Annotated in this window: 20 protein-coding genes; 7 read left to right on the top strand and 13 right to left on the bottom strand. The window is 50.9% G+C overall.

Features of this window, described 5'->3' with window-relative positions:
- On the top strand, positions 1–660 hold the full coding sequence (gene ung, locus MHN33_RS10095) for a uracil-DNA glycosylase (protein ID WP_239397837.1): 660 nt from the start codon (positions 1–3) through the stop codon (positions 658–660).
- 45 nt (positions 661–705) lie between these two features.
- On the opposite strand, the gene MHN33_RS10100 is transcribed toward ung, so the two are convergent.
- A complete protein-coding gene (locus MHN33_RS10100; protein ID WP_046002958.1) occupies positions 706–897 on the bottom strand; it encodes a DUF3545 family protein in 192 nt (63 codons plus the stop codon).
- Positions 898–1,198: 301 nt separating this feature from the next.
- Entirely contained in the window at positions 1,199–2,149 is a 951-nt protein-coding gene (gene tal, locus MHN33_RS10105) for a transaldolase (protein WP_239397838.1), read from the bottom strand.
- Positions 2,150–2,448: 299 nt separating this feature from the next.
- Between tal and yaaA the strand changes: the two genes are divergently transcribed.
- From yaaA to MHN33_RS10125, 4 genes are all read left to right on the top strand, one after another.
- Positions 2,449–3,228, top strand: coding sequence for a peroxide stress protein YaaA (gene yaaA / locus MHN33_RS10110; protein WP_239397839.1), 780 nt, complete (start codon positions 2,449–2,451; stop codon positions 3,226–3,228).
- Positions 3,229–3,244: 16 nt separating this feature from the next.
- Entirely contained in the window at positions 3,245–3,472 is a 228-nt protein-coding gene (locus MHN33_RS10115) for a hypothetical protein (protein ID WP_239397840.1), read from the top strand.
- 234 nt (positions 3,473–3,706) lie between these two features.
- Positions 3,707–5,485: a hypothetical protein gene (locus MHN33_RS10120; protein ID WP_239397841.1), complete on the top strand. Its 1,779-nt coding sequence runs from the start codon at positions 3,707–3,709 to the stop codon at positions 5,483–5,485.
- A 3-nt stretch (positions 5,486–5,488) separates the two neighbouring features.
- On the top strand, positions 5,489–6,664 hold the full coding sequence (locus MHN33_RS10125; RefSeq protein ID WP_239397842.1) for an MFS transporter: 1,176 nt from the start codon (positions 5,489–5,491) through the stop codon (positions 6,662–6,664).
- Here MHN33_RS10125 and MHN33_RS10130 read toward each other — a convergent pair.
- From MHN33_RS10130 to srmB, 4 genes are all read right to left on the bottom strand, one after another.
- Positions 6,636–7,436, bottom strand: a complete 801-nt coding sequence (locus MHN33_RS10130; protein WP_239397843.1) for a hypothetical protein — start codon at positions 7,434–7,436, stop codon at positions 6,636–6,638. The two genes, MHN33_RS10125 and MHN33_RS10130, sit on opposite strands and share 29 nt — an antisense overlap.
- Before the next feature lie 69 nt (positions 7,437–7,505).
- On the bottom strand, positions 7,506–9,485 hold the full coding sequence (locus MHN33_RS10135) for a flavohemoglobin expression-modulating QEGLA motif protein (protein ID WP_239397844.1): 1,980 nt from the start codon (positions 9,483–9,485) through the stop codon (positions 7,506–7,508).
- Complete coding sequence (gene gshB / locus MHN33_RS10140; protein WP_125778864.1) at positions 9,475–10,521, bottom strand: glutathione synthase; 1,047 nt, start codon at positions 10,519–10,521, stop codon at positions 9,475–9,477. Before gshB ends, MHN33_RS10135 begins: the two co-directional genes overlap by 11 nt.
- Before the next feature lie 169 nt (positions 10,522–10,690).
- Positions 10,691–11,923 (bottom strand): ATP-dependent RNA helicase SrmB, encoded by a 1,233-nt coding sequence (srmB, locus tag MHN33_RS10145; protein WP_054014621.1) that lies wholly within the window; start codon positions 11,921–11,923, stop codon positions 10,691–10,693.
- 67 nt (positions 11,924–11,990) lie between these two features.
- Here srmB and MHN33_RS10150 point away from each other — a divergent pair, with 67 nt between their 5' ends.
- Together MHN33_RS10150 and MHN33_RS10155 are read left to right on the top strand one after the other, a co-directional pair.
- Entirely contained in the window at positions 11,991–12,689 is a 699-nt protein-coding gene (locus MHN33_RS10150) for a methyltransferase (RefSeq protein WP_239397846.1), read from the top strand.
- Positions 12,690–12,823: 134 nt separating this feature from the next.
- Positions 12,824–13,357, top strand: coding sequence for a hypothetical protein (locus MHN33_RS10155; protein WP_239397847.1), 534 nt, complete (start codon positions 12,824–12,826; stop codon positions 13,355–13,357).
- Positions 13,358–13,424: 67 nt separating this feature from the next.
- Here the strand turns inward: MHN33_RS10155 and MHN33_RS10160 are convergent, their stop codons facing one another.
- From MHN33_RS10160 to MHN33_RS10190, 7 genes are all read right to left on the bottom strand, one after another.
- The gene (locus MHN33_RS10160; RefSeq protein WP_046002947.1) at positions 13,425–13,658 is read right to left on the bottom strand and encodes a helix-turn-helix transcriptional regulator; all 234 of its coding nucleotides are present in this window, start codon (positions 13,656–13,658) and stop codon (positions 13,425–13,427) included.
- Positions 13,659–14,423: 765 nt separating this feature from the next.
- Positions 14,424–14,924, bottom strand: coding sequence for a hypothetical protein (locus MHN33_RS10165; protein WP_239397848.1), 501 nt, complete (start codon positions 14,922–14,924; stop codon positions 14,424–14,426).
- Between the two features lie 84 nt (positions 14,925–15,008).
- Positions 15,009–15,728 (bottom strand): purine-nucleoside phosphorylase, encoded by a 720-nt coding sequence (gene deoD, locus MHN33_RS10170; protein ID WP_239397909.1) that lies wholly within the window; start codon positions 15,726–15,728, stop codon positions 15,009–15,011.
- Between the two features lie 2 nt (positions 15,729–15,730).
- Entirely contained in the window at positions 15,731–16,495 is a 765-nt protein-coding gene (gene deoC / locus MHN33_RS10175; RefSeq protein WP_239397849.1) for a deoxyribose-phosphate aldolase, read from the bottom strand.
- A gap of 248 nt (positions 16,496–16,743) precedes the next feature.
- Entirely contained in the window at positions 16,744–18,078 is a 1,335-nt protein-coding gene (locus MHN33_RS10180) for a magnesium transporter (RefSeq protein WP_239397850.1), read from the bottom strand.
- 11 nt (positions 18,079–18,089) lie between these two features.
- Positions 18,090–18,902, bottom strand: coding sequence for a CBS domain-containing protein (locus MHN33_RS10185; RefSeq protein WP_239397851.1), 813 nt, complete (start codon positions 18,900–18,902; stop codon positions 18,090–18,092).
- Between the two features lie 8 nt (positions 18,903–18,910).
- A complete protein-coding gene (locus MHN33_RS10190; protein ID WP_239397852.1) occupies positions 18,911–19,768 on the bottom strand; it encodes a mechanosensitive ion channel domain-containing protein in 858 nt (285 codons plus the stop codon).
- Positions 19,769–19,794: the final 26 nt, after the last annotated feature.

A 19,794-nucleotide genomic window follows, 5' to 3' on the forward strand; every position in this document is an offset into this window, starting at 1 on the left:
ATGACAACCTGGAGTGACGTGCTCGGGCACGAAAAACAACAAGCGTATTTTCAGGACACCCTAAACTATGTTGCCGAGCGTCGGGCACAGGGCGTGACCGTTTACCCACCTCAGGAGCAGGTGTTTGAGGCATTCAAGGCGACCCCTTTTGATCAAGTCAAAGTCGTGATCCTGGGACAGGATCCTTACCACGGACCAAATCAGGCTCACGGACTGTGTTTCTCTGTGTTGCCAGGCGTCAAGGCGCCGCCATCACTGGCCAATATGTACAAAGAACTGGCACAAGACATCGCGGGCTTTCAGATCCCTGACCACGGTTATTTGCTGCCCTGGGCAGAGCAGGGCGTACTGCTGCTCAACACTGTACTGACGGTGGAGCAGGGACAGGCACACTCACACAAGCATCTCGGCTGGGAGCGCTTTACCGACGCCGTGATTGCACAGCTTAACCAACACAGCGAAGGGGTTATCTTCTTGCTGTGGGGCGCGCATGCGCAAAAGAAAGGCAAGGCAATTGACCAGCAACGTCATCACGTGTTGCACGCACCTCACCCGTCTCCGCTGTCAGCGCATCGCGGTTTTTTTGGCTGTCAGCACTTCTCGCAAACTAATACGCTATTGCAAAGCATGGGCAAAACGCCCATCAACTGGCAAGTCTGAGCTTAAACTTAGCCAACAAAAAAGGCGCAACATGCGCCTTTTTTGTTAAATAAAGTCAAGTTCGTCCAGGTCAATGCTGTCTGCGAAGATATCCAGTTCTTCCAATTCCTTACGCAGGCGTTGTTTGTCTTTCAGCGCTTCAATTTCACGCCACTTTCTTTTTTTGCCTTTTGCTGAGGTTCTTCTCTTTGGTGCAGGACTTTCTAGTGTTGAAATAAAATCGTCTAGGCTATCCATGAATTTCTCCTATTGATGTACTAACCTCAAAGATTTGTGTTTACGCATTACCCAATTTGAATGAAAAACACACTTCAAGTAATGCTGGTATACCACAGACAAGAGAAAAGTAAAATAAAAATGTGTCTGGCAGGTTAAAAGCAGGTGACAGTTTGATGAAGCTCAAATTTGCTTCAAGTTATGCGAAAGTCAGGAAAATAAAGCGCTGGCGGGCAGGGAGTCGTAAAGCGGAGCAATAAATCGTCGGGAATAAAAAAACGCCACACAAGGTGGCGTTTTTCGCATTATATGCTTTTTGAGCTTATAGCGCTTTGAAGCGTGCTTCCAGGGTTTCCTGAGCTGCTGCAAAGGCACGGATCCCTTCTGCCAGCTTTTCAGTGGCCATGGCATCCTGGTTGTGTAACCAGCGGAATTCGCTTTCGCTCAGTGGGGCTGGTTTAGCGACTGGGTCGTAGTTGTTATCCAGCAGGTAATCTTCAGTGGCTGGTAACTCACCCAGCTCCTCTAGCAGTGCCGGACTGATAGTCAGCTTGTCACAACCCGTAAGGGCAACTATTTCGCCCGTATTGCGGAAGCTGGCACCCATCACAACCGTGTTGTAACCATGGCGTTTGTAGAATTCGTAAATGTTGCGTACAGACTGTACGCCTGGATCTTGTAGCGGATCAGTCGGCTTTTCCAGACCATTGGCCACGTGCCAGTCGAGAATACGGCCAACAAATGGCGAGATCAGGAACACGTTGGCGTCGGCACATGCGCGGGCCTGAGCCTGGCTGAAAAGCAGAGTCAGGTTACATTTTACGCCTTGCTTTTCTAGTACTTCTGCGGCTTTGATGCCTTCCCAGGTAGAGGCAATCTTAATTAAAATCTTGTCTTTGCTGACACCCAGCTGCTCATACAGCGCCAGCAGCTGCTGTGCTTTGGCAATGGTTGCTTCGGTATCGAACGATAAACGTGCATCAACCTCAGTTGAAATATAGCCAGGTACAATGTTTGCTATCTCTTTACCAATGAGTACGGCAAAGTAATCACAAGCCAGTTCCAGTTGTTGTGCCGCATCGTTATGCTGGCTTTTTGCGTAATCCCAGGCCGCTTTCAGGTAATCCTGATAAGCGGGCATCTCAGCTGCTTTTAGAAGCAGTGAGGGGTTAGTGGTGGCATCTTCCGGTTGGTGTTTTCGGATTGCCTCGATATCTCCGGTGTCGGCGACGATAGATGAATGCTGTTTTAGCCTATCTAATGCTGAAGTCATGCTGTCCTCATTCCAATTCATAGCAGCGTGTCAAAAAGTCTACTTTTCCTATGTTGCATTACCGTGACCTGTGTGAATAGGTCATATGTCCGTATTTGCGAGGTCGCATCGCGAGAAAACCCGAATGCTGGATGCGGGCGCACTTCGTCAGTCGGAGGTCTGCGTGACGAACTGCAAACAGGCTGGTCTGCCAGCAACAGGGCAAGCAGTGTCGGACCCCCGAAGAATATTGCGCTTGCGCTCATCGGGGGATAGTGTTGAAATTGACATTTATCAATAGTTAAGTCAATAGGCAGGCCATGATCACTCTCGTTTCCCCGGCAAAAAATCTCGATTATGACACCCCGGCGCACACCGCGCGTTTTACCCAGCCCGAACTGCTCACTCACAGTGAAGAACTGATCCACGTGTGTCGTGACTTATCGCCGCAACAGATAGGCTCGCTGATGAAGATCAGCGACAAACTGGCGGGTCTGAATGCGGCGCGCTTTGCTGACTGGTCGCAACCTTTTACCCCCGATAATGCCAAGCAGGCTGTGCTGGCGTTTAATGGTGATGTCTACACCGGCCTGGATGCAGCAAGTATGGATGACGCAACACTGGACTATGCACAGCAGCATTTGCGTATTTTATCTGGCCTCTATGGGGTACTGAAACCACTTGATCTGATGCAGGCATATCGCCTGGAAATGGGCACTAAGCTGGATAACCCGCGTGGTAAAAACCTCTATGAATTCTGGGGCCGTATCATTGCCGACAAGCTCAACGAAGCGCTTGACGCGGCGGATAGTCAGGTGCTGATCAACCTGGCATCAAATGAATACTTTAAAGCAGTAGACAAAAAGGCACTGAAGGCCGAGATCATCTCGCCGGTATTCAAAGACTGTAAAAATGGTCAGTTCAAGGTCATCAGTTTCTATGCCAAAAAAGCCCGCGGCATGATGGCGCGCTACATTCTGGATAATCAGGTAGAGTCGCCGGAGGCCTTAAAAGCGTTTGATGTGGCAGGTTATTACTACAGCGAAGAAGCCACGCAAAAAGCCAGTGAACCGGTGTTTTTACGCGCTGAGCAAAATTAAGCAGGAGTAAGTCGTGGTGACTAAAGGACTAGTGTTAGTTGGAATATTGGGGTTACTGGCTGGCTGTCAGGGCCAGCTCAGTACACATGCGGGTGGCATCGTCCTTACGTGCGAGCATACCGAGCGCACCTGTGTGCAGCGCTGCCAGGACAACTACGTCAGTGCCGATCCGCTTCAGGCGCGGTGTATTCAGCGTTGTTATGAACAGGCGAATCAGTGTCGGGTGAGTGTGCCTGCAGAGTGACTTGCTTACCCCAACATGGATCTGGTTAGCGCAAACTGAGCAAACGATCAGGTTTTCTGGGGCATATCGTAAAATATGCCTTTCACACCTTCACCCACCTGTGCGCTTTACCCTAACCTGAAAGTAACCAAAATTTATACAGCTTGCTATTACCTTGTCCAATTGCTATGGCATAATAGAGCGCCAAAAAACAATGACAATTGAATGTCTCACGTATAATAAACAGGAATAGCGATGAAGCACCTTCCTCTTCTTTTAACCATCCTGAGCGTTTTATTACTGAGTGCCTGTAATACAACGCCGATAAAGCAAACACGTATCAATGTGGATCAACCTCTGGCTATGGACCAGGGAGTAATTGCAGTGCAAGTGATCAATAACGCTGAGCGCCTAGGGCAATGGCACCGAGAGTGGGGGGAAGTGATAGTTGCACGTCTGGATAACCAACAAGCTCTCAAGCAGGCAGCCATTGCAAAAGCGAAATCTAAGGCAAAGGGTAAGCCAATCGATGAAGATAAGGTCGACTGGGATCCCGATGTTTATACACTGAGTGCAAGGGCACATGGCACCGAGTCCAGTCAGGTTTTTGTCGGTGCAGTTCCAGAGGGGAACTATGCCATCGTGCAGCTGTATAGCTACTATAATGACGGTAATGTGGTGTCGTGGATCAGTATGCCGGTTTTTTCCTCTGCAGGGGAGTTTAAGGTGGAAAAAGGTCGCTTTACCGATCTGGGCTCTGTGGTGTTTCAACCACTACTGAACATTAAAAATGATAGCTTCTGGAGTCAATCATCAAAACAAAAAGCGTATGTCACGCGGCTTAAAACCTCGGCAGAGCTAGGGATGTTTGTTCGCGAGCATTATGCTAATTTGAGTATGTCGGTTGATTTCTCTGATCCGCTAGGGTGGCAGCGGGACATCCTCGATCCCATCAGAGATTCATTGGGAGCACTTTCGCGAGATAATGCATACGGAAATAAGGCGGTCTCGATCAAGGGGGCTGATTATAACGCAGTACTTGCAAAGTTTGGTCAGCTTAGGCTCGTTTCTGATAGAAGGTGGCAACAGTATGATTTGCCGACAGACAGCGAGCTTCTGTCAGCGATGGAGCTAAACGGTCAATTATTGGTGGGAAGCGAACGTGGTCAATTATTTGAAAAAACAGCAGAAGGCTGGACGAACCATGCGCCCGTCAGTGCCAAAGAGGCGATTGTTTGGATGGGGACTCATTCGCAGGTTGGATATGCTCTAACAAGCTCAGACAAGCTACATACAATCTACAAGTTTGGAAGTTCGGCTGAACAGTGGCAGCAAATTGGGCAATTCAAAAAGAAGCAAGGTCAAACATTTTGGGTGCAAAACGGTGGACTATTCGCGTTTTTTAACCAAGCCGGTAATCTGAATATTATCAACGACAATAAACTTCATTGGTATGATGTTGCATTACAACAATGGCAAGCTAAAAAATACAGGTCATTCAAGCGCTTTACCCAACTGAAGAGTGGCGTTTTGTTGGGCGTAGAAGTGAGTCAATGGGATGGTTATGGCGATCCCTTGGTGAGCTTCGATTACGGCCTGAGCTGGCATAAAATTCAACGTGGCAGTTCTCTGTTTAGTAACAATAAACATGACACGAGCTTAGCTGCTGTGTTATCTGATGGTACTTTGGTAAGTACCAGTTTGCAGAAGTCGGCCACTCAGTCCAAGCGTACTCACAAAATTATCACGCTGAATCAAGGTGCTGACCAGGCAAGTGACTGGCAACAGCAGGGCCCGCTTAAAGTAAACTGTCACATTTTATTACCCGAGCTAACGTCGCAAAACACCCTTTACTTTTTGTGCGATCAGGGGCAGATTGTGAGTACGACAGACTTGGGTCAAAGCTGGCACAGTGAAGTGGACATCAATATCTCACAAATGCAAAAACAGTACGAAGAATTTGTTGCCAGTTATCTTGAGGGTCTAAAGAAGGCCGAGAGCACAGTAGCAGACAACGAAGGTGTCTCAGAATAAGCGATGAATAAAAATGTCTTGCTGCTGGCCTGCTGCCAGGGCCTGATCACCACAGGAAATATTCTGCTGGTAACCATCTCCGCGTTGGTCGGTCAGTTGCTCAGTCCATCGGCAGCGCTGACCACCTTGCCGGTAGCTATGCAGATGGCTGGGCTATTGATGGCGACGATTCCGGCCTCGCTGATCATGGCTAAAACCGGCCGCAGACTGGGCTTCTCACTGGGTAATCTGGTCGGGATCAGCGGCACCTTGCTGGGTGTCTGGGCGCTCAGAGAAAGCGATTTTGCCCTGTTTTGTGTGGCGACCACTTTGATTGGTATCGGTATTGGCTTTGCCACCTTGTATCGGTTTGCGGCCATAGAGGCCAGTGACAAGCCCGCTACGGCCATTTCGACCATTATGGCCAGTGGTGTGGTGGCAGCGATTTTGGGACCGAACCTGGCCGTCTGGGTCAATGAGGTGTATCCGGCGCTCAATTATGCCAACTCTTTTATTGCGCTCAGCGGCTTGTATGTTCTTGCCTTACTGCTGCTACAGGGCGTACGCTTTACGGAAGTGGATCCACAGACCACCCCGGCACCCGCCCGGACTCTGAAAGAAATCGCGGCACAGAAGCAGTTTCAGCTGGCGGTGCTGGTGGCCATGATCAGCTATTCCGTGATGAACTTTCTGATGACTGCGACGCCGCTGGCCATGCATCGTCATGGGTTTGATCTGGCAGATTCCGCACTGGTGATTGAGTGGCATGTGCTGGGCATGTTTCTGCCGTCATTTTTCACCGGCAAACTGATTGAGCGCTTCGGGGCGCAGTTGATGATCCTGTCGGGCTGTGTGCTGTATCTGATTAGTGCTGGTATTAACCTGCTGGGCGTGAGCCACTGGCATTTTTTACTGGCCTTATTTGCCCTTGGCGTGGGCTGGAACTTTATGTTTATCAGCGCCACGCAACTGGTCAGTCAGACGTATGCGCCACAAGAGCGGGCCAAGGCACAGGCCTGTAATGAGTTTTTAGTCTTCAGCATGGTGGTGGCATCGTCGCTGAGTGCAGGCTTTTTGGAAGCCACGGTGGGCTGGCAGACGCTCAACCTGTGGAGTATGCCCGTAGTGGTGACTGCTTTAATAGCCACCATAGTGCTGTCCAGGGGCAGTGTCACACCTGTACGTTTACCGGCAGGCTGAGGTAGGCAAGCACCACTTCATCGCGAAACAGGATATCCTGGTGTTTGCCCTCGCTGCGGTAGTGCTGACACATAGCCTGGGCACTGCGTGTTTGCGCTTTTAACAGCTGGCTTGGCATCTCTACGCTGGTCGCGGCGCTGTGCCATTTGTCGGTGAGTGCCGGTGGCGGTGCAGGTAAAGTGGGCAGCACCCGCTCGACCAGCTCAAAGGCACTGTCCCGAGCCAGTAGCAGCATGTCGTCGTTGGCGGCGGCAAGCCAGCTGACACCGCTATGACTCACACATACTAAAGGCATAAACGGGGCCAGTGCCGGGAAAATCTCATTGCGATAGACGTCGACTTCCCAGTAGCTGCGAGCGATGTTTACAAACTGCTCAAAGCTGGTGATGGCAGCAAACCCAGACTCCGCAAGTAAGCGGATCTCGACTCGGGGTTTATTGGGATTGACGGTATCATTGGCAGCATCTATGTACCAGGGTCCGGCCACCAGTGCATTCTGAAAGTACTCATCACGCAGTGACCCCCATACCGGCTCGAGCGTCAGGCCGCTGTCCAGCAGCGCTTTGAGTGGTTGCAATGGTGCGGCAACGGGCTGCTTTGCCAGCTCCGCTTTGAGCAGATCCTGGATGGCATTACGGACTTCTTTGCAGCGCCCGAGCGGATAAGGTTTGCCAGCAAAGGTGGGATATTTTTGTGCCAGTGCGGGGTCAATCTTAAGGCGTAAATGGGCCAGATAAACTTCCAGAGCGGTGACTTGTTGTGCTGTGAGCATCGGGGTTCCTGCATCAGTGAGTACTCTATGCAGTGTAACCCCGTGTCTGACAAGATAAAAGCCGTCAGCTTATTTTATACAGCTGATCAGATAGCTGAGGATAGCATCCGGATGATCCGGATCGCGGCTATAATCCGGCAGGTAGGCCGGTTTATCCAGTAACTGACGTTCAACCAGCATGTCTATGGCATCCAGCTGTGCCAGCCCGGTTTTGCCCAGATAGAGGTTATCGAGCGAGCGCTGCTGCGACAGTTTCACCACGTCTCTGAAGCCTTTCAGATAGAGATGATCTTTAGTAAAACCGCCACCGCGAAATACCCGGGTGGTCAGGCCAAATGCCTCGGCGCTGCCCAGATAACCGGTATCACGCAAAAACTCATACACCTGATAAAACTGCTCACCTTTGACCATTTTATCCACGGCCAGCACCCGCAGCGCCAGCGTTTTCAGACGCATCAGGTTGATATTCCCCGACTGGAACTCACGGAAAATCGCCAGCCCTTCCTGGGTATACGTATTGCCCGGCAGCCCCAGCCGCAGCAGATGCAGCGGCTGTTGTTCGGCATTGAGCGTGGTGAGCAGGTGTACACCAATTTCATGCTCTATCAGCGCCCGAACATCCAGCTCAGAGAACATCGCCGTGCTGTTAACCAGCAGGGTTTTCTTGCCGTTATCCACCATGGCCTTGGCCACCAGCTTAGTCGACAGGCTCACCTTACAGGGCAGCTGCATCTGTGCAATGGCCAGCTCAAAGCGGCCCAGCGCCTGCTCGGCATTGATGGTTTTTGGTGCCGCCGGCTGTGGCTCAGTGGCATGAATGATAAAGCGCGCGTTGGCGATGTCATCGACGCTCGGTTCACCATAGTAGCGCAATGAGTTATACAAGAACTGCTCTTTGCCGACCTGAGTGATAACGTCAATTTTCGTGGCAAAGTTATCAATGAGCTTGCGATAGATGTCTTTGATCAGCGGATCGCCGATGTCCGCCACAGGCAAGCGATAGAGCTGCTCTTTAAATTCATACGGGTCCATGCGCAGCGGGCGATACTTAAACTGGGGCCGGTAATGGCTTTTGTTAAAGAATCGACGCTTTTCCTGAGCGATGTTGGTCGGGTTCACATAATGCAGGGTATCCAGGTTACGGGCCAGTTTATACAGCGCCAGATCGACCGCCTTGATGGCCGGGTCAATATGTTGCTGAACATGGTTAAACTGCACCATGGCTTTGGAGCAATAGCGTTTAATAAAAAACCGCGCGGTCTGAGTGAGGGCAATATGCAGATTGCGCTTGAGCTTTTCGAATACCAGCGGGTAGAGCTCCCCGGTCAGCTCGTCCATAAAGAACTTACGCACTTCCAGCGGCAGGATCAGGGTGTTTTTGTATGTTTTAGTCACAAACGTGGCCTGATAGCCGTCACCCTGAAACACGCTGTTTTCGGCAAAGCTCAGCGGTGCGCCCTGAAATTTTTTACGGCACAGCTGCTGCCTGAGGGTATTAAACACCGGACGCCAGCGCAGTGCATCGAGCTGGGCAGTGCCGAGGTTAAAGTCGGGCGCAAAGTCGTACTGGCGAACCTGCCAGTTGTAGCTGTGGATGTCGAATACCAGACAGGCGCCGAACTTTTTCTCCAGTGTATCCAGTACCAGCCTGAGCACCTGATAGTAGGCCGCATGTTTAGACAGGCTGAGATCGCGCTCGGTGCCATCGGGCTGCTGTTGCCAGACTTCTTTGCCCCAGGCCTGGGTATAAATGGCCTGCTGCGGGGCACGGTTGAGGTCGTACTCGTAACGAGAGTCACGGGCAATCAACACAATCGGCATGGCATCAATCAGCTCGCCGGTGTGGGGATCTTCCTCCTCAAAACGGGCCTGCTCACTCAGCGCCATATTGCCGTGTAAGGATGTCCGCAAGCGGCTCCCGGCATGGACGGCTGTCGCCACATAAGGCACATATTCGCGGATGTGTAAATACACGGCACCGCCGGCCACTTCCCCTTCAAAGGGTTGCTGGGCGGCAAGGGCCGCGACCAGCGCTTGTTCAGACTGCATGGGCATCTTCAATTACCTGACGAAATGCATTTTTACGATGGTTTACCAGCTCTTTGGCATGTACCACACTTTCAACAAAGTCGATCACTTGTACCTGCAAACGGGTGCGGTTCAGACGGTTGATGCGAGAGATCCCGCCCGGACTGAGCACATTCACCTCAATCAGCTTGCCACCAATCACATCAATGCCAACAAAGTACAGGCCATCGCGCACCAATTTGGGGCCTATGTGTTTGCACAACGCCTGCTCCTGAGCAGTCAGTTTGTGCTTAACCACTTTGCCACCGGCATGCACGTTGGCACGCACTTCATTGCTGGCCGGAATGCGTTTCATCGCCCCGATGGGCTCGCCATTGAGCATCAGGATCCGCACATCGCCCTCTGCGGCACCGGGCACATATTCCTGCAAGATCACATAATTGCTGCCTTTGCCAGACTCATCGCCACCAATATAAAATTCCAGCAGGGAGCTGAAGCTCTGCTTGGCGCTTTTTTCCAGCACAATGACACCGCGGCCACCGTAGCCATCGAGCGGCTTGAGGATCATTTTGTCGCAGCTGGACTCGGCGAAGATCCGCTCCAGGTACTCTTTGTTTTTTGACACATGGGTGGCCGGAATAAACTCACTCGCAGTGCCCTGAAAGGACGCGGTATACAGCTTGTTGTTAGCAATACGCAGCCCGTCGATGTCGTTCACGATAAAGGTATCGTCGCGCACAGAGTCAAGAAAGTTCATAGCCAGGGTATCGAGCGGCGGATTGGCGCGCATAAAAATCACATCAAACCCGGCCAGCGGTAACTGAGTGCGCTTAAACTGGGCCTTGTTGTAAAAACTGACGAAGTTGTCGGAGACCTTGTCCTGCTTGACGAACACATCGCAAAACGCGCTGGCAACGCTGTCGCGGATGGTCAGGGCGTTGACTGTGGTAATGGCAACAATGTGATTGCGCGATACTGCTTCGTGGATCAGGCGCAGGGTACTGTCGTTCTCGGCGTCAACCCGCTCCCACGGGTACATAATAAAACAAATTTTCACTGTCGGAATAGATCACTTAATCAGGCTTATTTTTGGCGACTATAACGACAAAAACCGTGCTTAGCTCGCGAGTTATTTTTATCGTCAGGATAAAAAATAAAGGGAGTAATAAGGGGAGGAAGGAAAAATGCAGGACGCCGGGCAGCGTCCTGATATGGCTCAGGTCAGGCTACTTTTTCTTTTTCGCTTTGACTTTGGCGGCCTTTTTCTTGGCCTTAATTTTTGCCGGATCTTTTTTCTTTTTCGGCAGCTTGGCTTCTTTGTGTTTTGGCTCCAGGCCTTCAATGACACGGCGTTTTAGCTTCTGCTCTGTGTAGCGCTCGACCTTGCCGAGGATCTCAGCATCATGGGCCTCAACCAGTGAAATGGCGGTGCCTTTTTTACCGGCACGACCGGTACGGCCAATGCGGTGTACATAAATGTCGGCAGTGCGCGGCATATCAAAGTTAATCACATGGCTGATATCCGCGACGTCGATACCGCGCGCCGCCACATCGGTGGCGATCAGAATGCGGGTGCGACCACTGTGGAAGCTGGCCATGGCAGCCATGCGTTTATCCTGGGGCATTTCACCACGCAGCCAGGTGGTTTTGATGTCCTGAGTGTACAACTCGCCAACCAGTTTTTCGAGACGCTCACGGGTCTTCACGAATACAATGGCCTTAGTGACATCTTCGCTTTGCAGCAGGTTGGCCAGCATCGCCAGTTTATGCTCGTAATCATCAGCCAGATGGATCCACTGATGAATTTTGCCTTTTTCTTTGCGCGATGATTCGGCTTCAAGCAGCGCAGGATCTTTTAAGATACGTTCGGCAAACAGCTCGACACTGTCGCCTTCCAGGGTCGCTGAAAACAGGAAACACTGACGGCGGTTTTTCGCTTCGTTACAGATCTTGAGCATTTCTTTTTTAAAGCCCAGGTCCAGCATGCGATCGGCTTCATCAAGGATCAACAGCTCAACGTTATCAGCGTGGAAGTTCTCAGTTTCGAGGTATTCCATCAAACGCCCGGGCGTGGCGATCAGAATGTCGTTGTTCTTTTCAAAGATTTCTTTGTGACTGCCGTAGTTAATCCCTCCGGTCACCACGCCAATTTTCAGGTGCGTGCCTGCTGCTAACGCTTCGCATTGCTCAAACACCTGATAGGCCAGCTCGCGGGTCGGCGTCATGATCAGCACACGGGCAAACCCTGGGTCGCGACGCGGAAAATCCATCAAATACTGAATTGCCGGGATCAGGAACGCGGCTGTTTTACCTGTGCCCGTTGGCGCGGAAGCAAGGATATCGCGGCCCATCAGGGCCTCCGGAATGGCCAGCTGTTGAATGCTGGTGGCTTGCTCAAAGCCCATTTTTTTTATGGCAGTCAGTAGCGTGCCGTCGAGATCGAATTCAGTAAATTGCATAGTGCATCACAAATAAAGGACAATAGCGGAATTATACTTGGCAATCCGGGTTTCTCAAAGGAGCAAAATGGCAGGCTTTGCATTTAAGCAATTTACGGTGGCGCAATCGCGCAGTGCAATGAAGGTGTCGACCGATGGAGTGTTATTCGGCGCCTGGGTGGATGTGGCGGGTGTGCAGCGCATGCTCGACATTGGCACAGGTACGGGGTTACTGAGTTTGATGTGCAAACAGCGCGCCCCAGCGCTGACTATCGATGCGGTTGAAATTGATGCGCAGGCTTGCCTGGATGCTAAAGACAATATTCATGCCAGCCCCTGGCAGGGTATTTGTATACATCAGAGTCCCATTCAGACATTCGTCTCGGACCAGCCTTATGATTTGGTGATCAGTAATCCGCCGTACTTTAACTACAGCTTAAAAGGGCCGGATACTGCCCGCAATACTGCACGGCACACCGACAGCCTGAGTTTTGTGCAGCTTATCGAGGCGTTTTTCAGACACAGCGACGAAGCGGGCCGGTTGGCGGTGATTTTACCGACTCAGGAAGGCCATGAGTTTGTTGCACTGGCAGAGCTTCGAGGTCTACATCTGGCACGTCGTTGTGATGTATCGATGACGCCCGACAAGCCTGTTAGCAGGCTTATGCTGGAGTTTCACCGTAACGACACCACGCAGGAACTACAAAGTCTGTGTGTGAGAAATAAAGTGGGGGAGTATAGTGCGGCATTTGCTGATCTGTGTTGTGATTTTTATCTAAAAATGTGACCCAGTACGGCGGCGTAATGGGCACTCATGCAGTAATCTTATGTAATATCTAAGATGTTTTAAAAACGCTACACTCGCAAATAACCAAATAAGACTAGACTGGGCGTGTCTGTACCCAGTGCAAGGAGCCAATAATGGATCAAGATACTCGAATCATATGTAACTTTCTGAGCGATATTAATTTGCCCTATGCGCTTTGTCCGGTTAAGGGGGAAATGTTTTTGCCGGGACTTCAAATCGTCCATGGCATACTACATATAGATGTTGAACAGTTGGTTTGCCCGGGAGACATACTCCATGAAGCGGGCCATATAGCGGTATGTGAGCCGATATTCAGGCCACAGCTGCACAAAGACGTTTACAAAAACGGGCTCAAAAATGGGCGTGAAAAACAAGCCATGGACGGAGAAGAAATGGCGGCAACAGCCTGGTCTGTTGCTGCGGTTTGGCACCTTGGATTATCGATTGATCTGGTGTTCCCGGAAGATAGTTATCGGGGCATGAGTCAGTCTCTGAAGGAAACATTCCAAAATGGGGGAATATTTGGCGATCCGCTGTTGACGGCTTGGAATATGACCTGCCCGGAGAAGGGTTTCCCTACAATGACAAGCTGGATGAGGGAAATGCGTTGGGTGCATGAACTTCCCGAAGCACTGGCTGAAGCCTGAAGGGATTTTAATTATTTTAGTATAACCCTCAGAGCGACACCATGTCGCACGCTCTGAGGGAAGAGAATTAGGCCTGACCGTGCTGACGTATCTTGGTCAGAAAATCAGAGATATCTACGGAGCAAAAGGTCACCATTGCAAAGAATTGGTTGAGTTTAGGTTGGCCTACATCGCGTTCCCAGTTTTCATAGGTTTTACGACATACACCAAGCTGAGTCGCCATTGCCTGTGTTGTCACGCCTTTGTTCTTTCTTAACTTCCTGAGATCATCACCGGTAATGTATCGGGAAAAAAAGTCCATAGTGGTAATTCCTTTGTTTATTGTTGTAAAGGTAAAGCCGGGTTTGTTCGATACACTTTGACGCATTATCTGACAGTCACTTTCCCGGACGCCTATTGCTATTTCCTGCAATGGGTAATTTGTAACTCAGATTGCAATGAAAAAAATAATAATGTGAGTCTTTTTTCAGGTTATGAAATCATTCATCAGCGGGCACTTTTGAGATGCAGAAAAAGATGCACAGGAAAGGGTAAAAATCATTGTGGTAAGCAACATGGCTCATTCACGTGTGAGTGTTACAGGCCATCTTGCGCTTTGGTGGCGAAGTATACTTGTATAGCAAGGCTTTTATCGCCGGAGGTCAGGCCTCCAGCGATAACTGGAACAGTCGGCGCGTGACGGGTAGGTACCGAAAAGACACCTGCAAGCGAATAGCCTGGACAGGACTACGAATGTCGACTCAGAGCTTGAACCGGCGCTGAGTACCTGAACGGTGGGGCCATTGATATCAACCAGCTTGGCTGCTGCTTCGCTCTGCACATCCTCCTGGGCCGTTGCCATTTGCGTGTGTGCAGGTAATTGATGTTGAATGAGTTGGATTATTTCAATACCCACCATCATGCCGGGAAGGTGGTTTGTTAATTCTGGTCTCTGAACATATCTGATGGGGCTTCGGCCGCGCAGGTCGGCCGAATAAATCGGAAGTTCTGTCTGCGGGGAAACTGGCAACAGAGTGCAACGCCAAAAGGGGCCTGAAATAAAGTAGTACCATTATGGTTAAGAGGGCTAAAGCTGGTGCTTTTCTACGTCAATGGCGGCAATTCTGTAGGCTGCTTTGAGCATTACAATGAGTGCAATGACATTGAAAACCAAACTAAAGATGGCTTCAAATGCAATGATATCGATATTGAAGGTGCGCAAATAGCGAGTAATTTGATCAACAATTTCGATGGCAATACCGATCACAATGAGCATAAAACCATAATATTCAGACGTGGCATTGAGCGCACTGTGTGGTTCAAGCGTTGGGTCGTTTCTACTTTCCAGTAAACGCCTTGAGAAGATTTTTCGGCCATCCATGATAGCCCCGAATCCAATCAGCAAAATGGTGATGGTCGATTCGTTATCAATGACTTTTTGATAGCCATGCTGGTCCATATGACCCAATAAAAAGCGTATATCTTCTGCAGTAATGCTGCCAACCAGTAGGCTGATCAGTATCAGTGGAAACAGTAAAAATCCCCGGTTGAGTACAACCGCATAAATGATCTGTCGGGTTTTGGTCATAATTCTGAGTATTTTTTAAGGCAATGTTATCAGGTTTGTCTGATGGGCAGTGTGCGCCTTAACTGGCGCACAAGTACAATCCGGTTACAGTGCCTTGGCTGTCATCAGTGCCAGTTGGATCATCTCTTCGAAAGAAGATTGTCTGGCATCACTGCTCAGGTGCGTATTGAGGGTGATATGGTCAGCAACGGTTAAAATAGCCAGAGCCTTGGCACCGTATTGTGCTGCCACGCCATATAAACCGGCTGCTTCCATTTCCACACCCAGGATCCCCATGTTGTCCATCAGGTCAAACATATCTGGCTGAGGAGTATAAAACAGGTCGGATGAAAATACATTGCCAACGTGTACTTTTAACGCCAGCTTTGCTGCGGTATTGACGCAGGTGTTTAACAGATTGAAGTTAGCAATGGCGGCAAAGTCATGATCTTTAAAGCGGATTCGATTTACTTTGGAGTCAGTACAGGCTCCCATGGCGATAATAATATCGCGCAGTTGTATCTGCCGGGAGACTGCGCCACAGCTACCTACCCGGATCAGGTTTTTCACTTTATACTCAGTGATCAATTCTTTGGCATAAATAGAGCAACTCGGGATCCCCATGCCTGTGCCCATCACCGACACCCTGTAGCCCTGAAATAAACCGGTGTAACCAAGCATATTGCGCACGGTGTTCACTTCAGTCACATCCGTGAGAAAGTGCTCAGCAATGAATTTGGCACGCAGCGGATCGCCCGGCAGTAACACGGTGTCGGCAAACGCATCGGCAGGTGCATTAATGTGCACGCTCTGGTGGGGTTGCATCATCAGTAGTCTCCCGCAGATTTACTGGCACAGCCTGTCAAAGTGGTAAGCACATCGCTGAGTAAGCCCGAAGCGCCAAACCTAAAGTGCTGCGGATTCACCCAGTCAGGTCCCATGATTTGCCTGGCCTTCTCCAGATAAGCATGGGCATCACCTACAGTGCGCACGCCACCGGCTGCTTTAAAGCCGACGGCTTTTCCACTGCTTTTGATGGTATTGAGTATCACGTGTGCGGCGTCCAGTGTGGCATTCACCGTCACTTTGCCGGTGCTGGTTTTGATAAAGTCGGCACCCGCTTCAATGGCAATACGCGACGCCTGTTCAATGTATTGAGCGGTCTTTAGCTCACCGGATTCAATGATGACTTTGAGCAGCAGCTGAGTACCACATGCCGCTTTACATTGCGCCACCAGTTGCGCACCAACCTCAGGCTTGCCAGCCATCAATGCACTGTACGGAAACACCACATCGACTTCATCGGCACCGAGCGCAACCGCCGCACGGGTTTGCTCGACTGCACTGGCGATATCCTCTGGGCCATGGGGGAAGTTAGTGACAGTGGCAATCCGGATCCCCACAGCCAGATGCTGTCTGGCCAGTGGGATATGTTGCGGGAAAATACAGACTGCGGCCACGGAGCCTGCCTGTGAGCTGGCCTGCTGGCACAGCTGAATAATATCGTCGTCACTTTCTGTGCCGGTCAGGCTGGTTAGATCCATACAATTGAGTGCCTGCTGAGCGGCCTGTTTGTGTGCTACTGATGACATAGGGAAACTCCTGATGTACTGCCTGTAAGGTGTGGTCAGGCAGCAAAGAACCACTTACCCGACAATACAAGGAGGGGGCACAGGTTGGGTGTCGCTCACTCGCATTTTGGGGACTCTAGTGGACTTGGTTCCGTGAAGACTCGTCCCGTCGGGACACGCTAATTCCATTTAATCACCGGCGTATTGTCTGCTGGTTGAGAACCATTTTCCAGTACTAAGAGACTATCTATTGATATGGCGCAAGGTTGTTAACCAACGGGCAGCATATCCGACAGTAGCAGGGCGATACCCAGAAACGACATGAAGCCGGCAATGTCGGTGATGGTAGTCAGTACGATGGAAGATGACTGTGCTGGGTCGAGGCCAAACTTCTTCAGGGCAATGGGCACTATGGCACCGGCACTGCCTGCAATCACCAAAGAGCAGATCAAGGCCAGCGCAATCACCAGGGCTAAGCCCACAGACTGACTCCAGATATACACGCCAATGGCGCAGGTCAGGGCAATTGCGAGGCCATTGAGAAAGCCGGCCAGCATCTCCTTGAGCATCACCTGATACCAGTGTCGGGTAGAGATCTCCCTGAGGGTTAAACCGCGCATAGTGACAGCCAGCGCCTGGGCGCCGGCATTGCCCGATTGCCCGGCTGCCACAGGCAGCAAAATCGCCAGCGCGGTTACCTGGGCGATAAGCCCTTCAAATGCGCCAACCACCGCCGCGGCAGCGAAAGCAGTGAGTAAGTTGATTTGTAACCAGGGAAGGCGTTTTTTGACTGCAAACCAGCTGCTGGATAAGGCTTTTTCATCTTTACTGGCCCCCACCATGGTTTGCATATCGCTGGCGAGCTCTTCTTTGGTAGACTGGTACACATCAAAAAAGCGGATCTGTCCTACCAGTTGTTTTTGTGCATCCAATACGGGCAATGCCCGGGCCCGCAGGCCTTCAAACATTTCGACGACTGTGTCTTTATGGTCCATGACGTCCAGCTTGCCTTTTACGGGGGCTGCCAGCGTGCCAAGTGTTTGTTTTCCTGCGCTGGCAAGTAGCTGGTTGAGCGTCAACTCACCAATCAATGCCTGATCCGGGCCGAGCACATAGAGCACATCGGCAATTTTGGTTTTGAGCTTTTTCAGTTGGCTCAGGGTTTCATGTACGCTGGTTTCGGCATAAAACGCCTGAATAGAGCGGTCCATCATTCTGGCAGCGGTGTCCGGGGGAAAGAGTAGCAGTTCTTCGAGTTCGCAGGCCAACTCCGGGTGTTGTGCTTTGAGCTCGCCAAACAGCGCTGACTGACTGGTTTCGTCAAGTGTTGCAAGCAGACTGACTGCAACATTGGCATCAAGCTGGCGCAGCAAGTCAATACTCAGTGGGTGCGCCATGGCCTTAAATAACGCATTGGCGCTGCCTGGAGGGATATACTTCCAGAGTTTAACCACAATATACAAAGGTTGCTCATGCAGCAGCCGGGCAGCTTCCTCACAGGGGAGCTGGCTTATCAACTGAGCGCCTTTGCGCGGGTAGGTATTTAAAAAGGCGGTACCCAGTTTCTCGATGGCGGCGTCGAATTGCTCATTACTGGCATGCATAAAGCCCTCCTTCAGGGTTTTTCTGGGATCAATAAATCGAGCACATTGGCAAATGAGCTGGCATAGGCATCGAACAAGTCACTGCTCACCAGTGGGGCGATTTGCTCCACCTCATGGTGTTTAAGGGCGTGGCGTACGCGATAGTGTTGCAAAGTGCCGATAAACCCTTGCTTGCGATTGACGACAGCGACCTGATCCTGTCTGTCCCAGACGCTGGCAGCCAGCGCGCTACCCAGCTCAGTGTAGCCGCTCAGAGAGGGCACCTTTTTATCCATAAAGTCGGCAAGCAGTTGCCCGCCAGAGCGGCAGAGCAGATCGTATATTGATATCTGGCCGACAACCTGACGCTGGTGATCAACCACATACAGCCTTGAAGGGCCCCGATAGGCGCGCTTTTTAAGTCGCAGGATGGTGTCTTCCACCGACATTTTGTCATCCAGGGTGAGCACATCGGTTTCGACCCAGGCACCCACGGTGTAGTCAGGGTAGCTAATCAGCATCCGGCACAGGGTTTGTTTTTTTAGTGGCAGCAATGCCAGATAGGTATCCGTTGAGTGCTTTGGTACATGGCGCAGGATGGCTGCAATGTCGGCCAGGTTAAGCAGCTGTAACCAACGGGCCTGTTGGACTTGTGCCAGATTGGGTAGCAACTGAGCGGTATAACTTGGGTGCATGGCCTTGAGTACGCCGCCCACTTCGTGGTCTGCCAGTGTGCACAGAATACTGGTGACCACCTCAGGCGCTTGCAGCTCAAGCCGCCGGGCTGCTGCGCGCGGTTCTTGCTGCATAAAGTGTTGGGCGAGTTTGAGATGTAAAGTGGACATACTCTGCCTTATTGCCTGTGTCCGGTCGTGTCTGTGGTACTGATGTGGCTATGGTGTTTTAGAAACACACTGGCAGGGATCAGCACACGTCCCTGATCGGACTCGATGACCAACATAGTCGCTGTGATCTCCGTTAATCTGCCACGCACACCGGCAATGTCGATATCATCATTAATCCGGCAATGGCGCTGCGCCTGCCTGGCTGCTACCGTATTTGCAATAACCTCCTGACTGCCGAGGCCGAATGCCAGCGCGACACCAAAACACAACATGCCTGTAACGACGATAACCAGGTTGGTGACAAAGTGCACATTGATCCCCAGTTGCTCTACGCCTATCACCATGGCGGTAAAAAGAATGACAAAGTGTGCAATGCGGGTGGCAGCCTCAGTGTGGGCAAAGCCGATGGAGTGTGCACTGGCTTTAATCATGGAGCTGATCAGTCCGGCCAGCAAATAACCGGCAACCATGATCAGGATACCGGTGATCAGGTTCGGCAAGTAGGCAAAGAGTGCGGCAGCAGAGTCAGTAAACAAACTCAAGCCCAGGCTGGAGGCGGCAGCGGTCGCGAAAAACAGCAATGTCAGCCAAAAAACACTACGGCAAATGACTTTGATATGTTGGGGAGAAAGTTGAACCTGTCTGGGTTGCTGTGTCTTTTGCTGGATACTGGCAAGCGCTTTATTAAGTACCCGCAGCAGCGTCAGTGCCAGTTTGCTGAGTAACCAGGCACAGCCCCAGCCTAGCAACAGAATGATTGCAGCGACGAATAGCTGGGGAATTAGGCTAAAAAAGTAACTTTGCAGCTGCTCAAAACCGAGATGTGCACTACTTTGCCAGTCAAAAAGCGCTGAGCTATCAGCCATGGTAAGTCCTAATGAAAAAGCAAACG

Origin of the sequence: Pseudoalteromonas sp. OOF1S-7, from assembly GCF_022347765.1 — a bacterium.
Lineage (GTDB): Bacteria > Pseudomonadota > Gammaproteobacteria > Enterobacterales > Alteromonadaceae > Pseudoalteromonas.